The organism is Rathayibacter sp. AY1F9 (assembly GCF_002932155.1).
Classification (GTDB): Bacteria; Actinomycetota; Actinomycetes; order Actinomycetales; family Microbacteriaceae; genus Rathayibacter.
Window position 1 is genome coordinate 1 of sequence record NZ_PSVA01000031.1, and the last position, 17,335, is coordinate 17,335.

The window sequence follows — 17,335 nt, forward strand, 5'->3', positions numbered from 1 at the left end:
CGCGGAGCTCTCGGCGGAGGAGCAGGCCGCGGTGGAGCGGACGGCGCGCAGCTGCGCGGCGGCGTGGGCTGCGGGCGGGCGGCTCCGGGGGCGCGACCGGGCATGGACGGCCGCGGGCTCGCGGCTCCGGGCCTCAGCGCAGGACGTGGCCCTCGACGTCGACGGGAGCCCGGGCGGTGAGGCGCTTCAGCCGCATCGCGGGGCGCTCGACCAGCAGCCAGCTCGCCCACGCGAGGGGGACCGTCGCTGCGACCGAGAGCGCGATGTACGCCCAGAGCGGCACGTCGCCTCCGGCTCCGACGATCGCCAGCGAGAGCAGCTGCTGCACGGGGAACGCGTAGATGTACATCCCGTAGGAGACGTCGTGGGTCGCGCCCACTCGACGCAGGGGGAGCCGGGCGCCGAGCGCGACCATCAGATAGGCGAGGGGGAGGCCGGCGAGCACGCGGTAGAGGCCGGCCGCGATCACGAGGACGAGCAGCACGGCCGCGGCAGCGGTGAGCGCGCCCGTCAGGGGGAGGCGGTCGCGGTACAGGTGCACGAGCGCGCCGGCGAGGAAGTACCCGACGAGCGTCACCGTCTGGTTGAGGGGCGCGGGGAACGGGACGAGGTCCGTCGCGAGCACCGCCGCGACGAGGGTGAGGCCCGCGAATCCCGCGACCACGAGGGGGCGCACCCAGCGCGCGGGCGCCAGGGAGACGAGCAGGCCGATCACGACGTAGCTGACGAACTCGTAGAACAGGCTCCAGAGCGAGCCGTTCCACGCGCCCGGGTAGGGCACGGAGCCGAGCATCCCCGCGATGCCGTACTCCCGGATGTAGAGGGCCGCATTGGCGACCACGAAGCGCACCGCCCCGGCCGCGCTGTACTCGCCGGCTCCGAGGAGGAGCGACGCGAGCGGTGCGGCGACGAAGGCCACGACCAGGAGCGAGACGAGGAAGGCGGGATAGATGCGGAGGAAGCGCCGCCAGAGGAAGTCGACCAGCGATCGCGAGCGCAGCCGGCTCGCGGTGATCAGGAAGCCGGAGGTGGCGAAGAACCCGCCGACCGCCCAGGCGCCGAGGGTCGAGCCTCCGAACCCGGGGTCGTCGCCGTAGCCGCCGAGGGGGAAGGAGTGCGACACGATGACGAGGACCGCCAGCCCGAGCCGCAGGGCGTTGATGCTGTTCGACCGCGGGTCGAAGGCGGAGCCGACGGTCGGGCGCGTGCGTGGCGCGCGGGCGGGCGCGGCGGTGCGCCGGCCGTTCTCCTGGCGGGTCATGCGCACATCCTGCTGACCCCGGCCGCCGCCGTCGATCGGGCGTGGGACGCGCCGCGCTCCTCCCGGAGGGCCCGCGCACCAGCAACGACGCGCGCTCCACCCCTGCGGCCCCGTCGCGGAGCTGACGCGGACTGACGTGCGGCCTGCGGCTGATCCCTCTCCGCCCCGTCGTCCCTCCGTCGCCCTCTCCCGCGAGACGCCGCTCCGGTACGCGACGCGCGGGAGCGGGCGTACCGGAGCGGGCGTACCGGAGCGGCATCTCGCGGCAGGCGGTCGGATCACGCCGGTCGGACCGCGCGGGTCAGAGCAGCCCGTCCGTGAGGTGGTCCGGCGTGCCGAAGCGGTGGGCCGTGATCGACACGGCCTGCTCGCGGAGGAACGGCAGCAGCTCCAGCCGGCCCGCCTCGGTCGCCGGGCCGGCGTAGACCGCGAGGTCGGGGCGCCCGCCCGTCACGGCCGTCACCGTCGCGGCGGACGCGCCCAGCAGGCGCACCCGTCCGGCGCCGTGCGCGCGCACCCGCGCCTCCCACGCCGCGTCGTCCTCGACCACGACGGCGCCGGCCGCCTCGTCGAGACCGGCGGCGAGCTGCGGAGGCAGCGCCGCGGCGCTCGAGACGACCACCCGTGCCTGCGCGGTCGCCGCCGCGACGGTCACCCGCACGAGCGAGCCCAGCGGCTCCCCGGCGGCCAGGCGCACCAGCACGGCGGAGTCGTAGGGCAGGCGGCGGAAGACGTTGCGCTCCGCCTCCAGCCCGGTCACGTCGCGAGGAGCGCCCGCGGCCCACGCCGCCGCGCAGCTGCGCGCCGTCCGCTCCACCGCGGCCTGCTCCTCCGCCGAGAGCTCCGCGCGCGACGCGGCGAGCAGGCGGGCGGCCGGTCCGACGACCGGAGCGGTCGCCTCCGACGGCGCCGCGGCCCAGGAGCCCAGGCCGAGCAGGTAGTCCGGTCCGCCCGCCTTGGTGCCCGGGCCGACCGCCGACTTCTTCCAGCCGCCGAACGGCTGGCGCTGCACGATAGCCCCGGTGATCCCGCGGTTCACGTAGAGGTTGCCCGCCTCGATCCCGTCGAGCCAGGTGCCGATCTCCTCCGGGTCGAGCGCGTGCAGGCCCGAGGTGAGCCCGTAGTCGACCTCGTTGACGATCGCGATCGCCTCGTCGAGGGTCGCCGCCGTCATGATCCCGAGGATCGGCCCGAAGTACTCGGTGCGGTGGAACTCGGAGCCGCGGCGCACGCCGTCGCGGACGCCGGGGCTCCACAGGCGTCCGGAGTCGTCGAGGCTCCGCGGCTGCAGCAGCCAGGTCTCACCGGCGCCGAGCACGGTCAGGCCGCGCAGCAGCTTGCCCTCGGCGGGTTCGATCACCGGCCCCATCCGCGTCGCGGGGTCGGTCGGGTAGCCGACCGTGAGGGAGGAGACCGCGTCGAGCAGCTGCGCGCGGAACCGCTTCGAGCGCGCGACGGAGCCGACCAGCACCACGAGCGAGGCGGCGGAGCACTTCTGGCCCGCGTGCCCGAAGGCGCTCGCCACCACGTCCTTCACCGCCAGGTCGAGGTCGGCCGAGGGGGTGACCACGATCGCGTTCTTGCCGCTCGTCTCGGCGAGCAGCGGGAGGTCGTTCCGGAAGGAGCGGAACAGCTCCGCCGTCTCGTAGGCGCCGGTGAGGATCACGCGGTCGACCTGCGGGGAGGCGATCAGGTCGCGCCCCAGCTCCTCCTCCGGCAGGCGGAGCAGGCGCAGGGCCTCGCGGGGCACGCCCGCCGCCCACAGCGCCTCCGCCACCACGGCGCCGCAGCGCGCGGTCGGACCGGCGGGCTTGAGCACCACGGCGGAGCCGGCCGCGAGCGCCGCGAGGACGCCGCCGGCCGGGATCGCGACCGGGAAGTTCCACGGCGGAGCGACCAGGGTCAGCGCGGCCGGGTGGAAGCGGGCGCCGTCGACCGCGTCGAGCTCGAGGGCGCGCTCGGCGTAGTAGTGGGCGAAGTCCACGGCCTCCGAGACCTCGGGGTCGCCCTGGTCGAGGGTCTTGCCGCCCTCGGCCGCCATGACCTCGAGCAGCTCGGCGCGGCGCGCCTGCAGCTCGTCGCCGGCGCGGTGCAGGATGCGGGCGCGCTCCTCGGCCGGGACGTCGCTCCAGCCGCTGCCGCGGGCGCCGGAGAGCACCGACTCCAGCTCGTCGAGGGTGCCGATCGTGGCGGCCTCGATCGCGTCGGCGCCGGCCCGGGAGGAGGGGACGCGCGCGAGGATCGCCTGCGCCCACTCGCGGTTCGCGGCGACGGACGGGTCGGTGTCGGGGGTGCTGCGGAAGTCGCCCGGTCCTGGGCGGCCGCTCGCGGCGAACCGGTCGGGCACGCGGTGCGCCGGGGGGACGGCCCCGTCGAGGGCGGCGACGGAGGCGCGGAACCGCTCCTCCTCCCTCGCGAAGAGCGCCGGGTCGGCCTCGAGCTCGAAGACGGCCGACATGAAGTTCTGGCTCGACGCGCCCTCCTCCAGCCGGCGGATCAGGTAGGCGATCGCCACGTCGAACTCGGCCGGCGCGACGACCGGCGTGTAGAGCAGGAGCGAGCCGACCGTGCGGCGCACCGCCTCCGCCTGGCCCTGGGCCATGCCGAGGAGCATCTCGTACTCGATCCCCTCGCGGACGCCGCGGGTGCCGGCCAGCAGCCACGAGTACGCGACGTCGAAGAGGTTGTGCCCGGCGACGCCGACCCGCACGTTGCGGATCCGCTCCGGGTGCAGCGCGTAGTCGACGACGCGCTTGTAGTTCGTGTCGGAGTCCTGCTTGCTGCTCCAGGTCGCCAGCGGCCAGTCGTGGACCGAGGCCTCGACCTGCTCCATCGGCAGGTTCGCGCCCTTGACCAGGCGCACCTTGATGCCGGCGCCGCCGCGGGCCCGGCGGGCGGCGCTCCACTCCTGCAGGCGGATCATCGCCGAGAGCGCGTCGGGCAGGTAGGCCTGCAGCACGATGCCGGCCTCGAGGCCGAGGAACTCCGGCCGGTCGAGGATGCGGGTGAAGACCGCGATGGTGAGGTCGAGGTCCTTGTACTCCTCCATGTCGAGGTTGATGAACTTCTGCGGCGAGGACGCGGCGGCCCGGGCGAACAGCGGCGCCAGCTCCTCCACGATGTCGTCGACCGCGGCGTCGAAGGCCCACGGGTTGTGCGGGGCGGTGCTCGAGGAGACCTTGATCGAGACGTAGTCGACGTCGTCGCGGGCGAGGAGCCGGTGCGTCCCCTCCAGGCGGCGGTGGGCCTCCTCGCGGCCGAGGACGGCCTCGCCGAGCAGGTTCATGTTGAGCCGGACGCCGTCGCGGCGGATCGCGGCGATGGCCGGGCCCAGGCGGGAGTCGGTCGCGTCGATGATCAGGTGGCCGACCATCCGTCGCAGCACCCGGCGCGCGATCGGCACCACGACGTCCGGGAGGAGCGGCGCCATGACGCCGCCGAGGGCGACCGCGCCGCGCATCGGAGCCGGGAGGAAGGACGGCACGCCGCCCGCGATCGCCTTCAGCGCCGCCGCCGCGACGCGGGTGTCCTCGGGGCGGACGACGCCGTCGACGAAGCCGACCGTGAAGTCCAGGCCGGCCGGGTCCTTCAGCACGCCCGCCAGCTGCGCCCCGGAGGCGTCGATCGGAATCGCGGACGCCTCGCGCAGCCAGCGCCGCACCAGGGCGACGCTCTCGTCGACCAGGCGGGGATCGATCGAATCGGGGGACGGGCCGTCGGCCGCGGGGCCGGTGGCGAGAGCGGGGCTGGCGAGATCCGTCATGGTGCGGTCCTTCTGCTCTGAGGTGGGTGCCTTCAGTATTCGACCGGCTACCGTTGAGCAGAAGCGACCGTTCCTTACCGGTACCGGTCAGCTCAGCTGAACGATCGGAGGGACGCCGTGCTCGATGTCCGCCGCCTGGTCCTGCTCCGCGAGGTGGCCATCCGCGGCACTCTCGCCGCCGCGGCCGAGGCCCTCGCCTACAGTCCCTCCGCCGTCTCGCAGCAGCTCGCCGTGCTCGAGCGCGAGGCCGGCGTCGAGCTGCTGCGGAAGGCGGGCCGGCGCGTGCAGCTCACACCCCAGGCCGAGATCCTGGTCGAGGCGGCCGGCGAGGTGATGGCCCTGCTCGAGCGGGCGGAGGCGGCGCTCGCGGCCTCGGGGGAGTCGGTGACCGGGCGGGTGCGCGTCGCGGTGTTCCAGTCGGCCGCGCTCGCGCTCATGCCGGGTGCGCTCCGGGCCGTCGCCGACCGCTTCCCGGAGGTGCGGGTCGAGATGGTGCAGCGCGAGCCCGAGGGCGCGCTGCACGAGACGTCGTGGGCGCGGGAGTTCGACCTCGTCGTCGCCGAGCAGTACCCCGGCCACTCGACCTCCTGGCTGCCCGGACTGGTGCGCAGCGACCTGACGACCGACGCGATCCGCCTCGCCGTGAGCCGCGACTCCGCCGTCGTCGACCTCGCCTCGGCCCGCGTCTCCGCCTGGGTGATGGAGCCGCGCGGCACCGCGAGCCGCCACTTCGCCGAGCAGACCTGCCGGGTCGCGGGCTTCGAGCCGGACGTCCGCTTCGAGACCGCCGACCTGCAGGCGCAGATCCGACTCGCCGCCTCCGGCCACGCCGTCGCCCTGATGCCCGACCTGGTCTGGGCGGGCGAGGCGCCGGACTGCCGCCTCCTCGAGCTGCCCGGCACGCCCCGCCGCACGATCTTCACCGCCCAGCGCGAGGCGCAGCTGGCGTCGCCGGCCGTGCGGGTGTTCCGGGAGTGCCTGGCGGAGGTGGCGGGGCGGTTCGCGTGAGGCTGAGGGTGTGCGGGAGTGCGGGAGGCGGTGCGGTTCGGTGCGGTTCGGGTGAGCGGGGGCGTGTGGCGGTGCGGTTCGGGTGAGCGGGGGCGTGTGTGGCGGTGCGGTTCGCGTGAGCGGGGGCGTGTGAGGCGGTGCGGTTCGCGTGAGTGGGTGCGAGTGGCGGCGCGGTTCGCGTGAGCGGGTGCGTGAGGCGGTGCGGTTCGCGTGAGCGGGGGCGTGAGGCGGTGCGGATGGCGGGGTGTTGCGCCGGTGTCCTGCGCGCGCCGCCCCGAGGACGGCGGGGATGTGCGGTGTCGGCTGCGGTGATCCCTCCCTCCACAGGAGGGCTTCACGCCGGTTCTCCACGGATATGACGATCCGTCGCTTCCGTGTCGGTGGTCGCTGATTGAATACACGTATGACGATGATCAGCGGGTCGACAGCAGCGGAGGCGGTGCTCAGCGAGGTGCGTGCTCGCGGCGACCGAGCCGCGGCGCTGGCCCGCTCGGCGTCCCCGCTGCTCCTGGCCGCGGCCGAGGAGCTGCACGCCGGGCACCGGGCCGCGCTCGAGCGTCCGGAGTCGTTCGCCCGCGGCTCGGCGTCCGACGCGTCGAGCGACCTCGCCGAGCGATCGATCCGTGCGGAGTTCGCCGTCGCCCTCGGAGTCTCCGAGCGGGTCGCCTCCCGCGAGCTCGACCACGCGCGCCTCCTCGTCGAAGACCTGCCGGCCACCCGCGCCGCCCTCGCCGGGGCGCGCCTGCGGTGGGAGGCGGGCCAGGTCGTCTGCGCCGTCGCGGCCACCCTGCCCCCAGGCTCCCGCGCCGCGTTCGATACGCGGGCGGCCGAGCTCGCGGCCCGCACCACGCCGACCCAGCTGCGGCGCGCTCTGGCCCGACTGCGGGAGGAGCTCCACGAGCAGCCCCTCGCCGAGCGCCACCGACGTGCCCGCGAGGACCGCGCGGTCTGGCTGACCCCCGAGGTCGACGGCATGGCGACGCTCTGCGCCCTCCTCCCCGCCCCGGTCGCCGTGGGGGCGTACAGCCGCCTCGACCGGATCGCCCGGATCCTCCGCGACGCGGCGGAAGGGACGCCGCCGCTCGCCGCCGCGGAAGCGGGCTCCTGCGGAGCGGAGTCCAGCGGGACGACCGGAGCGGAGCCCGCCGGGACCACCGGGGCGGGCGCCGTCGATGCGATCTCCCGAGCGGGCGACGCGCGGACCCTCGCCCAGCTGCGAGCCGACGCTCTGGCCGACCTCCTCTGCGAGGCGGACGTCATCGGCACGGCGCCCGACCCGGTCGGCGCCGATCGGCCCGTTCCGACCCTCGTCACCGGCGTGCGCGCCGAGGTGCGGGTCACCCTGTCGGCGAGCACCGCGTCCGGCGCCGACGACGCCTCCGCCGAGCTCGACGGCTACGGCCCGATCCCGGCGGACGTCGCCCGGAGCCTCGTCCCCGCGACCGTCACCCGCGTGCTGACCGAGCCCCGGACGGGCGCCGTCCTCTCGGTCGGGCGCACACGCCGACTGCCGCACCGCGAGCTGCGGCTCCTCCTCCAGCTCCGCGACGTGACCTGCCGCTTCCCCGGCTGCACCCGCTCCGCCGCGAGCGCCGAGGCCGACCACGTCGTCGAGTGGCGCAACGGCGGCGGCACCGACCCCGCCAACCTCGCCAGCCTCTGCGTCGCCCATCACCACGTGCGGCACGGCGACCGCTGGACCTACGTCCTCCACCCCGACGGCACCGCCGACTGGACCACCCCCACCGGCCGCCGCATCACCACGCGCCCGCCAGGCCTCGAGGAACGGCTCCGTCCAGGCCCGCCCGCGACTCCGAGGTTCGCGGACCGGCCGCCGCCGTTCTGACACGCTGCCGTGCTGCCGTGCTGCCGTGCTGCCGTGCTGCCGTGCTGCCGTGCTGCCGTGCTTTCGTGCTCCCGTGCTGCCGTGCACCCCTGAGGGAATCGGCTGTCGGGCGGGTTCGGCCCGTTGCGCGGGTTCGCGCTGGTGATCGGGCCGTGCTGTCGCTCGGAGGCGAGTGCTCAGCGCCCTACCGCCGCGCCACTGCCGCTCGGATCCGCGCCTTCGCTCGGGTTCACGCGGCCGCACCGCCGCGCCACTGTCGCTGAGGCGCGGACCGTCACCGGGGCCGCACCGTCGCCTGACGCCGTGCCGACACCAGGGCCGTGCCGCCGCCTTGCGCCCTGCCGCCGTTCGGCCACCACGATCCGGCACCTCGGCACCTCGGCACCTCGGCACCTCAGCGCGCGCCGAACCGCCGTCGAGCGCCGTCGCGTCGGGCCGCCGTTCGGGCAGCGCGTCTCGCGACTGCGCTGGCGCCCCGCACGGCCCCACGGCTGATCCGGCGGGGTGCGCAGTCCGGGCACGCCCGCGCGGTCAGTCGGCGACGCGGAGGAGCACCTCGCCCGTCGTCCCGCCCCGCGGCCGCCCCGCAGCCGTCCCGCCGCCGCGACGCAGCCGTCCCGCCGCCACGACGCTACGCCGCCAGGAAGCGGTCCGCCGTCCGCAGCGAGAGCGCCATCGTCGCGAGCGCCGGGTTCGCGATCAGCGCGCTCGGGAACACCGAGTTGTCGCACACCCAGAGGTTCGGCACGTCGAAGCTGCGGCCGTCCGCGTCGATCACGGCGTCGCCCGCGTCGGTGCCCATCCGCACGGTGCCGAGAGTGTGCGCCGTGCGCGCCATGACCCGCGTGCTCGTCGCGCCGGCCGCCTCCACGATCGCGGTCATCGTCCGGATCGCGTGCCGGTCGATCGCCTCCTCGTTGGCGCCCGCCGAGAACGTGATGCGCGCCTTCGGCACCCCGTGCTCGTCCAGCTCGTCGGTCAGCTCCAGCCGATTGCCGTCGGCGGGCAGGCACTCCGCGTTGATCCCGACGCCCGCCGCGAAGCGGTAGCCGTCGAGCGCGTCCATCAGATCCCTGCCCCAGAGGCCCGCGCCACGGGCGAGCGTCGTCGCGTAGGTCAGCGGCATCACTCCGAGACTCTGGATCAGGTAGCCGCCCGCGAAGTCCGCGTCGGCCGGGCGGACGGTGTCCTCGGTGATCACCGAGGAGGGGTAGCCGCGGTAGCCGCGCATCTCGCTCTCGAAGGTGCCCCAGACCTGGGTCGCCCCGTGCGCCAGGAAGTTCCGGCCCACCTGGCCGCTGCTGTTCGCGATGCCGGTGTGCAGGAGGAGCCGGGGCGTCTCGACGCCGCCCGCGCAGAGGAACAGGGCGGAGCAGCGCTGCCGGTGCTCCACTCCGCCGCTCGTGTAGACCACGGCGCACACGCGGCCCGCAGCGTCCAGCTCGATCCCGTGCACGAACGAGTCGGCCCGGATCTCGGCGCCGGCCCGCACCGCCTCCGGCAGGTAGGTCACGTCCATGCTCGTCTTCGCGCCGGTCCGGCAGCCCTGATGGCACTGGCCGCAGTTGACGCAGGAGGGCCGGCCGTCGTCCCGCGGGCCGCTGAGCACGGCGGCGGGCGCGTCGGTCGCGCGCATCCCGATCGCCGCGCAGCCGCGCAGCATCATGTCGGCCGAGGTGTTCCGCGCGAGCGGGCCCTGCAGGTAGCGGCGCGACGGGTCCCACGGGTACTCGGCCGGGCCCGCCACTCCGATCGTCGCCTCCACCTTCTCGATGTACGCGGTGAGCTCGGCGTGCTCGATCGGCCAGTCGCGGCCGACGCCGGAGTCGCTCCGGAGTCGCAGGTCGCGCGGGTCGGGGCGGGGCGTGAACGCGCCCCAGTGCAACGTCGAGCCGCCGACCCCGCGGCCGCTGTTGTTCTGCCCGAAGGCGGTGGGGGTCTCGCCTCCGCTGAGGCGCTCCTCCATCCAGTTGATCTCGACGGCCGCCGTCTCGTCGGCGGTGTGGCCGAGCGGATCTAAGTGCGGCCCGGCCTCGAGGGCGACGACCCGCAGCCCTCGAGCGGCGAGCACCGAGAGCAGGGGCGCTCCGCCGGCCCCGGTGCCGATCACGACGGCGTCGACCGTCTCGTCGAGCGGGAAGCGGCGCATGCCGGTCGTGTTCATCGGTGACTCCTCGTCGTCGGTTCCCAGGTCTCGCGGTCGTCGGCGCCGAGCAGGCGGAAGCCCGTCACGAGCGGCAGCGTGTCGCCGCCGCTGGCGTAGCCGTCGTAGCCGATCCGCGCCATCGACGCGGGGTGCGCCAGCCACTGCTTCACGAGGTCGACGCGGCAGTCCTCGAACCAGGCGGTCAGCTGCTCGGCACCGAGCCCGCCGGCCGAGCGGTCGCCGGGCTCCGCGGAGCCGTCGGCGATCGCGGTGAGGCGCGCGTCCTGCTCGGCGGGGCCGAGGCCGGCGAAGCCCCGGAGGGCGTCGAGCGCCAGACCGTAGGCGATCGGGTCGGCCGGCAGGTCGGCGTTGCGCCAGCCGTCGCCCTCGCCGTTCGCGAGCTGCGTGTCCACCCGTGCGGCCAGGTCGATCCGGCCGCCCTCCTGCGGGACGACCCGGTCGGCGATCGCGCGCAGCTCCGCGAGCTGGGCGACGGTCAGGGCGCGCGGCGCGTACTCCGGGTCGTCGGCGAGCGCGCGCACGGCCAGCAGCCCGCGCACCCGCGTGGAGGTGCGGGCGGAGGCGATGGCTGCGCCGACGTCGGCCGGGACCGACGGCGCCGTGCCGGCCTCCTCCTCCCAGAACCGGCGGATCGCCGCCGCCACCTCGACCGGGCGCTCGAACGGCAGCAGGTGGCCCGCCCCGGCGAGCGTGAGCAGCCGGGCACGGGAGTAGAGGGAGCCGTTGAGGCGGCGCTGCGCGTCGGCGCCGAGGTCGCCGTCCGCACCGCCCGCGATCAGGAGCGCGGGCACGGCTCCGAGGGCGGCCTCTCCGGTGCGGTCCTCGCGGCTGCCATGCTCGAGCCAGTCGCGCCAGCCCTCGGGGGAGTAGCGGCGCAGCTCGGCCAGCACCTCCGCGTCGGCGTCGGCGGGCAGCGGCGAGCCGACGTTCTGGTCGACGAACTCGCGCGCCTGCGCCTCGTCGAGGTGCCCGTCGTCGACCCAGCCGAGCATGGTCGAGCGGCGCTCCTCCTCCATCGGCTCGGGCGAGAGCGGCGACCCGGCGAGGAGCACGACGCCCGCGAGCCCGAACAGGCCCGAGCGGCCGGTGACCGTGCGCGAGGCCACGAGGGAGGCGATCTTCCCGCCCATGCTGTGCCCGAGGAGCAGCCAGCGGGAGGCGTCGTGCTCGCGGATCCGGCGGATCGTGGCAGCGGTCATCTCCTCGAGCGAGGTCCCGGATCCACCGGGCAGGTCGAGCGCGACGAGGTCCGCGACGTCGGCGAGCTCGCGGCCGAGCGCGTCGAAGGCGCGGCCGTCGAGCCCGAGTCCGGGCAGGGCGAAGAGGGTGGGGCGGGGGCTGGTGGACACGGGCGTCCTGTCGGATCGGCCGCGCCACGGCGGTGGGGAGCGGGAGGGGAGCGGCGGCGGGGGGCCGGCCCTCCCCATCCGACCACACGGCGTGCGCGCGCCCGGACCCTTGCGCAGGCGGGGCACTCGTGCTGTGCTCTGCGCCACCGTTCCGCGCCACGATGCCGGGCGGTCGTGCCTCCCTCCGTGGCAGGCCTCAGAGCGGGGAGGCGAACACCACCAGGTTGTCCCGGTAGCGGCCGATCGCCGCGTCGTACTCGCCTCCGCAGGTCACGAGGATCAGCTCCTCCTCGAGGGTCGCGCCGAAGACGCGGGCGGTGGGGAACGCGGCCTTGGCGTGGGACTCGACCGCCGTCATCCGGTAGCGGTGGTCGGAGCCGTCCACTCCGCTCACCGCGATCTCGTCGCCCGGGGCGAGCTCGCCGAGGCGGAAGAAGACCGCGGGACCGGACCGCGAGTCGACGTGCGCCGCGATCACGGTGCGGCCGCTGCCGCCCGGGCGCCCGCCTCCCGAGAACCAGCCGACGTCGTCGTAGTCCACCGGCACCTCCATCGCCCCGTCCGACTGGATGCCCAGCGCGATCAGCGGCTCGTCCAGGCCCATCGCGGGCACGCTCAGCCGGGCGGGCTCGACGCCGACGGTGCGCGCAGGCGCGGCAGCGGCGGGGTCGGGGTCGGGCGCGGGGACCGGGGGAGGAGTGAGCGGGGGAGCAGAAGCGAGGGCCGGAGGCGCGGGCGCGCTCGCGGGCGTCTCCGCTCCTCCGCTCCCGTCCGCGGCGGCGCACCCCGCGAGGAGCAGCACGGCGCACAGTGCCGCCGCGCCGCTCCTCGACCGGGTGCCCACGATCAGGAGGCGGTGCGCCGGCGGGCGACGACCACTCCGGCCGCGCCGAGGGCGGCGACGGCTCCGAGGCCGGCCATCGCGGCGAGACCGGACGGGCCCGTGGCGTCGCTCCCGGCGGCGGTCGCGCCGCCACCGGTCTGGAGGCCGCCGACCGGCACCTGCGAGAGCTGGCCGCGGACGACGCCAGCCGCATACGAGGCCGTGTGGGAGTCGCCCGCGAAGGCGGCGGGATCGGCCTCGAGGGCCTTCAGCGTGAATCCGGCGCCGGTGTCGGCCCCGTTCGCCTGGATGCCCGTGGTGAAGGGGCCCTGCAGGCAGCCGCTGCTGGTGCGGGGGCCGTCTCCGACCGGGGCCGGGTTCGGGAACGCGATGCGCGGCGGGCCCGCCTTGCCTAGCGCCGCCTGGTGGATGTGCGTCGCGGTCTTCGCGGGGCTCTGGTAGTCGCCGGTCACACCGGTGAGGGTGATGTCGTAGCAGATGACGTCGAGGTCGCTGTTGACCCGGAAGGTCATCTCGCCCGTGGCGCCGGGCTGGCCGGGGGTCGCGGCGGAATCGGCGTTCACGACCTGGTCGGGCGTCGCCATCACCGTGAAGGCGCTGGTGAACGAGGACGGCTCGGCGACCTCGGTCTCGGCCTGGGCCGGCGCGGCGGCGAAGAAGGAGGCGGCGGCGACGGCGGTGATGCCGCCGAGGGAGAGCAGGCGGCGGCCGGCGCGGTTCCGCGCGGGGGACGTCTTCGTCATGGTGGAGCCTTTCGATCGCGAGCGCCGAGCGGGCCCGATGCAGGGAGTACGGCCGGAAGCGGCGCTGCGTTCACTCCATCTGAGAGGATCTTCACGGAGACGGTCCTCGCCTCCGATGAACGCCGCCGCCGCCGCGGCCGTACCCCCTTCCGACGGACCACCGGTCCCGACGAGGAGGCGGTGTGGCGCGCACGGCGACGGCACGACGAGACGAAGGGCCCGCGATGCCGCGCGAGCACTCGGAGGTCCCGGCTCCGGTGGTGCGCCTCGAGCCCCGGACGGCGGGGTTCGACCCGGCCGCCGCCTTCGACGAGCACGGGTCCGCCCTGCTCGGCTTCGCGCTCAACGCCCTGCGTGACCGCGGCCTCGCCGAGGACTGCGTGCAGGAGACGTTCCTGCGCGCCTGGCGCTCGCGGGCGAGCTACTCCGCCGAGCGTGCCAGCACCCGCACCTGGCTCTTCGCCATCGCCCGCAACGTCGTCATCGACGTGCACCGCTCGCGCCGGCGCCTGCCGCGCCTGGTCGAGGCCGAGATTCTGGAGGAGGTGCCCGCGGAGGACCGCGACCCCCTCGAGCCGCTCGCGATCGCCGAGGCGCTCGCGCGGCTCTCCGCCGAGCACCGGCAGGTCGTCGTCGCCGTCCACCTGAACGGCGAGACCTACGCCGAGCTGTCGGCCGCCACGAGCGTGCCGGTCGCCACCCTGCGCAGCCGCGCCTTCTACGCTCTCCGAGCGCTCCGCGGTCACCTCGCGAGCGCCGGACCCACCGACGAGGAGAGATCGTGATCGACCGAGACCAGCCCGACGGAGACGAGCCCGGCGGCCGCCGCGAGGAGCTCCTCGCCGCGGCCCTCGCCGGCGACCTCTCCGCCGAGGAGGCGCGGGAGTTCGAGAGCCTGCGCGCCGCCGACCCCTCGATCGACCGCGAGCTCGCGTCGTTCGGTGCGGTGGTCGACCGGGTCGGCGCACTGGGCCGCTGGGAGGAGGCGGAGCCGTCGCCGGAGCTGCGGTCGCGCGTCGCGGCGCTCGCCGGGGAGCGGCCCGAGCGCGGGGAGAGTCTGCGTGCCTCGCGCCGCCGGGCCCCGCGCCGCCGTGCCTCGCGTCTTCGTGCCGTCCTGGCCGTCGCCGCGGCGGCCGCGCTCCTCGTCGTGGGCGGCGTCGCCGGAGCGGCCCTGCGGTCCGCCGAGGAGCGCCCCGTCGCGGGACCGCCCGGGACGCTCGGCGCCGTCGAGGCGATCGCCTTCGATGAGCGGACGGAGGGCGTGACGCTTGACGGCTCGCTCGTGGCGCACACCTGGGGCACCGAGACGATCCTCCGCGGGACCGGCTTCGCGCTCGGCGAGAGCTACGACCTCGTGCTGGTCACCGGCTCCGGTGAGCGGCTCCCGTCCGGCTCCTTCCTCGGCAGCTCCGCGGAGCTCGACTGCGAGATGAACGCGGCCGTCCTGCGCGAGTCCGTCGCCGCCGTCGAGATCACCGACGCCGGCGGCGCGCTCGTCGCCTCCGCCGCCCTCCCCGCCGTCACCTGAGAGCCGGCGGCGCAGGCTCGCGGCGCGGCTTCAGCTCGCTGACGAGCGTGCCCGCGACGATGAACCCCGCCCCGAGCAGTGCGAGCGCGGGGAGGCGGTCGCCGGCGAGGCGTCCGATCAGGCCGGCCCAGACGGGCTCGGCGGAGTAGATGATCGTGGCGCGCGACGGCGAGACCGAGCGCTGAGCCCAGTTCATCGTCAGCTGGATCAGGCAGCTGCTCGCCCCGAGCGCGAGCGCGGGGATCAGCCAGGCCCACGAGAACGCCGGGACCGCCTCGCCAGCGAGGGGCATCGAGGCGAACCCGAGCGCGCCGGCGACCAGCAGCTGCACCACGGTCACCCGGCCGAGGTCCACCCGTCCGGCGACGAGGCCGATCAGGATGATCTCCGCCGCGATCGGCAGCGTGCTCACGATCGTCGCCACCTCGCCCGCTCCGAGCGCGACGCCCGGCTGCGGGCCCGCGATCAGGAGCAGTCCGACGAACGCCAGCGCGACGCCCACCAGCGTCAGCACGCCCGGACGGCGACGGAACACGACCCACTGGAACAGCGGCACCAGCGGCACGTACAGCGCGGTGAGGAACGCGGAGGTGCTGCTCGTGATCGTCTGCAGCCCGTAGCTCTGCAGGCCGTAGCCCGCGAAGATCATCACCCCGATCGCGACGCCGGCCGCGAGGTCGATCCGCCGCATCCCCCGGAGCGACCGGTGGAACACGACCGCGCTGATCAGTCCCGCGATCGCGAACCGCATCCCGACGAAGAACAGCGGACCACTGTGCTCCATCGCGATGTGCACGGCGAGGAAGGTCCCGCCCCAGATCGCGGTGATGCCGATGAGCGCCCACTCCGGACGAGTGAAGCGGAGGCCCCGGAGCGGCGAGATGTGCATCATTCTGCACATCCTAGGAGCAACAGGGGCCTGTCGGTGCAGAATAGTGCGCATGTCGGCTCCCGTCCTCGCCCACCTGGGCAGCAACCTCCGTCTCGCGCGGCGCGGAGCCGGACTGAGCCAGTCCGCGCTGGCGGCGCGCTCGGGCATCAGCCGGCGGACGATCGTCGCGGCCGAGGCCGGCGAGGCCAACATCTCGCTGACCGGAGTCGACCGCCTCGCGACCGCCCTCGGCACCACGTTCACTGCACTCGTCTCGGCCCCGGGATCCGCGCCCGCGGCGATCGACCAGGTCGCCTGGCGGGGAGCGGGCGAGGCGAGCGTCGCCGTCCTGCTCTCCTCCGTCCCCGCGCGCCGGGAGGCCCAGCTCTGGACCTGGACGCTCGGCCCCGGGGACCGCTACGACGCGCAGCCCGACCCCGAGGGGTGGCACGAGATCCTGCTCGTCACCGCCGGCGCGCTCCTCCTGGAGCGGGAGGGCGAGGAGCCCGTGCGGCTGGAGCCCGGACGGCACCTCGCCTTCCCGACCTCGCGGCACTACTCCTACGTGAACGCGGTGGATGCCGTCACGACGCTCGTCCGGATCGTGGTCGACTGACGGGTCGGCGCCTCAGGCCCGCGAGCGCAGGGTCTCGAGCAGCGCCGCGGGGGTCTCGGGGTCGTCGAGGCTGATCGCGAACTCGCGCGAGCGGTCCGTCGTCACCACCAGCCCCGGCCCGGCGTGCAGGATGACCGCCGAGCGGCCCGGCATCACCCGGTACCCCCAGCCGCCCCACTCCGACGGCCGCAGCTGGGCCGTGCCGGCCGAGGCGATGGTGTCGAGCGGGATGCGGCGCAGCGGGATGCCGAGGGCGGTCGTGACGACGCGGAGGCCGCGGCGGTCGGCGGTCACCCTCAGGCGGGAGAAGGAGAGGAGCACCAGCGCGACGACGCCGAGGACGACGGCCGTCGCGATCGCCGGACCGGTGGCGCCCGCCGCGGCGAGCGTCGCGAGGGAGAGGGCCGCGCCCGCCGCCGTGGCGATCGCGGCGACGGCGAACACCGGGCCCGTCAGCGTCTGCGACCAGGCGCCGGTCTCCTCCGCCGCCAGCGGCAGGCGGCCGGCGGCCAGGCGGGAGGCGCGCCGGGTGCCCGGAGCGATCAGCGCGGGCACGACGGCGAAGAGCATCCCTCCGAGCAGCGCGAGCAGCCACCCGCCGAGCTCCGCCCCCTCGGCGCGCCCGGCCGCGAGCGTCGTGCCGACCGAGGTCGCCCAGGCGGAGGCGCCCAGCCCGGCCACGAGGCCGAGGGTCGCCAGCAGGAGCCGCGGGGCGCGCCCGACGACCGCCGCCACGAGGCCCGCGACGGCCGGGAGCCCGGAGAGCACGAGGGCGATCGCGAGCAGAGCGCCCGTCGCCGCGGTCGCATCGGCCGCCCCGGTGCCCGACCAGTGCGAGGCGAGCTCCGCGGGCAGAGCGTCGTCCAGGACGAGGCGCGAGACGAGCACTCCGGCGGCGGGGAGCAGGAGGGACGCGGCGGCGAGGAGCTCGCGGCGGCGGTCGGCGGTGGCGGTCATGATCCGGTCCTCTCGATCAGGCGGACGAGCTCCGCCGGGGTGATGCCGCTGCGACGGGCCTCCGCGAGCAGCTCGTCGACCAGGGCGGTGACGCGCACGAGCCCGGGCCCGGCCGACTCCGTGATCCACGCGCCGCGGCCCCGGCGCATCTGGAGGATCCCGTCGTCGCGCAGGGCGGCGTACGCGCGCAGCACGGTGTGCATGTTGATGCCGAGCGAGTCGGCGAGCTCGCGGGCGGGCGGCAGGCGGTCGCCCGCCGAGAGCTCGCCCCGGGCGACGGCCGAGCGCACCTGCGACTCCAGCTGGTCGGCGAGCGAGCCCGCCGCGGAGTGGTCGACCCGGAACAACATGTTTGCAATGTTAGTAGAACAAGCAGTGCACC

14 protein-coding genes are annotated in these 17,335 nt (G+C 75.6%); 5 read left to right on the top strand and 9 right to left on the bottom strand.

The genetic code is table 11. The features are described 5' to 3' along the window. Nucleotides 1-133 precede the first annotated feature (133 nt). Nucleotides 134-1,261: an acyltransferase gene (locus tag C5C37_RS15470; RefSeq protein ID WP_104339219.1), complete on the bottom strand. Its 1,128-nt coding sequence runs from the start codon at nt 1,259-1,261 to the stop codon at nt 134-136. Between the two features lie 301 nt (nt 1,262-1,562). After that, nucleotides 1,563-5,024, bottom strand: coding sequence for a bifunctional proline dehydrogenase/L-glutamate gamma-semialdehyde dehydrogenase (locus C5C37_RS15475; protein ID WP_104339220.1), 3,462 nt, complete (start codon nt 5,022-5,024; stop codon nt 1,563-1,565). Nucleotides 5,025-5,141: 117 nt separating this feature from the next. Here C5C37_RS15475 and C5C37_RS15480 point away from each other — a divergent pair, with 117 nt between their 5' ends. Both C5C37_RS15480 and C5C37_RS15485 read left to right on the top strand, forming a co-directional pair. Further along, nucleotides 5,142-6,032, top strand: a complete 891-nt coding sequence (locus C5C37_RS15480; RefSeq protein ID WP_104273912.1) for a LysR family transcriptional regulator — start codon at nt 5,142-5,144, stop codon at nt 6,030-6,032. 403 nt (nt 6,033-6,435) lie between these two features. After that, on the top strand, nt 6,436-7,878 hold the full coding sequence (locus C5C37_RS15485; RefSeq protein WP_104339221.1) for an HNH endonuclease signature motif containing protein: 1,443 nt from the start codon (nt 6,436-6,438) through the stop codon (nt 7,876-7,878). Between the two features lie 631 nt (nt 7,879-8,509). Here the strand turns inward: C5C37_RS15485 and C5C37_RS15490 are convergent. The 4 genes from C5C37_RS15490 to C5C37_RS15505 form a co-directional block, all read right to left on the bottom strand. Then, nucleotides 8,510-10,042, bottom strand: a complete 1,533-nt coding sequence (locus tag C5C37_RS15490) for a GMC family oxidoreductase (protein ID WP_104339222.1) — start codon at nt 10,040-10,042, stop codon at nt 8,510-8,512. Then, on the bottom strand, nt 10,039-11,394 hold the full coding sequence (locus C5C37_RS15495; protein ID WP_104287819.1) for an alpha/beta hydrolase: 1,356 nt from the start codon (nt 11,392-11,394) through the stop codon (nt 10,039-10,041). Before C5C37_RS15495 ends, C5C37_RS15490 begins: the two co-directional genes overlap by 4 nt. A gap of 196 nt (nt 11,395-11,590) precedes the next feature. Continuing rightward, nucleotides 11,591-12,238, bottom strand: coding sequence for a class F sortase (locus tag C5C37_RS17970; protein WP_181127439.1), 648 nt, complete (start codon nt 12,236-12,238; stop codon nt 11,591-11,593). A gap of 2 nt (nt 12,239-12,240) precedes the next feature. Then, a complete protein-coding gene (locus C5C37_RS15505; protein ID WP_104227340.1) occupies nt 12,241-12,981 on the bottom strand; it encodes a CHRD domain-containing protein in 741 nt (246 codons plus the stop codon). A gap of 224 nt (nt 12,982-13,205) precedes the next feature. On the opposite strand from C5C37_RS15505, the gene C5C37_RS15510 reads away from it, so the two are divergent. After that, the gene (locus C5C37_RS15510; RefSeq protein ID WP_104263544.1) at nt 13,206-13,766 is read left to right on the top strand and encodes a sigma-70 family RNA polymerase sigma factor; all 561 of its coding nucleotides are present in this window, start codon (nt 13,206-13,208) and stop codon (nt 13,764-13,766) included. Then, nucleotides 13,763-14,509 carry a hypothetical protein gene (locus C5C37_RS15515; RefSeq protein ID WP_104287822.1) on the top strand — a complete coding sequence of 249 codons (747 nt, stop codon included), beginning with the start codon at nt 13,763-13,765 and terminating at the stop codon, nt 14,507-14,509. Before C5C37_RS15510 ends, C5C37_RS15515 begins: the two co-directional genes overlap by 4 nt. Here the strand turns inward: C5C37_RS15515 and C5C37_RS15520 are convergent. Further along, complete coding sequence (locus C5C37_RS15520; RefSeq protein WP_258067786.1) at nt 14,502-15,401, bottom strand: DMT family transporter; 900 nt, start codon at nt 15,399-15,401, stop codon at nt 14,502-14,504. The two genes, C5C37_RS15515 and C5C37_RS15520, sit on opposite strands and share 8 nt — an antisense overlap. A 49-nt stretch (nt 15,402-15,450) precedes the next feature. Here C5C37_RS15520 and C5C37_RS15525 point away from each other — a divergent pair, with 49 nt between their 5' ends. After that, on the top strand, nt 15,451-15,996 hold the full coding sequence (locus tag C5C37_RS15525; RefSeq protein WP_104339224.1) for a helix-turn-helix domain-containing protein: 546 nt from the start codon (nt 15,451-15,453) through the stop codon (nt 15,994-15,996). Nucleotides 15,997-16,008: 12 nt separating this feature from the next. On the opposite strand, the gene C5C37_RS15530 is transcribed toward C5C37_RS15525, so the two are convergent. Together C5C37_RS15530 and C5C37_RS15535 are read right to left on the bottom strand one after the other, a co-directional pair. Further along, entirely contained in the window at nt 16,009-16,953 is a 945-nt protein-coding gene (locus C5C37_RS15530) for a hypothetical protein (protein ID WP_104339225.1), read from the bottom strand. Next, entirely contained in the window at nt 16,950-17,303 is a 354-nt protein-coding gene (locus C5C37_RS15535) for a GntR family transcriptional regulator (RefSeq protein ID WP_104225158.1), read from the bottom strand. The genes C5C37_RS15530 and C5C37_RS15535 overlap by 4 nt, the downstream gene beginning before the upstream one ends. Nucleotides 17,304-17,335: the final 32 nt, after the last annotated feature.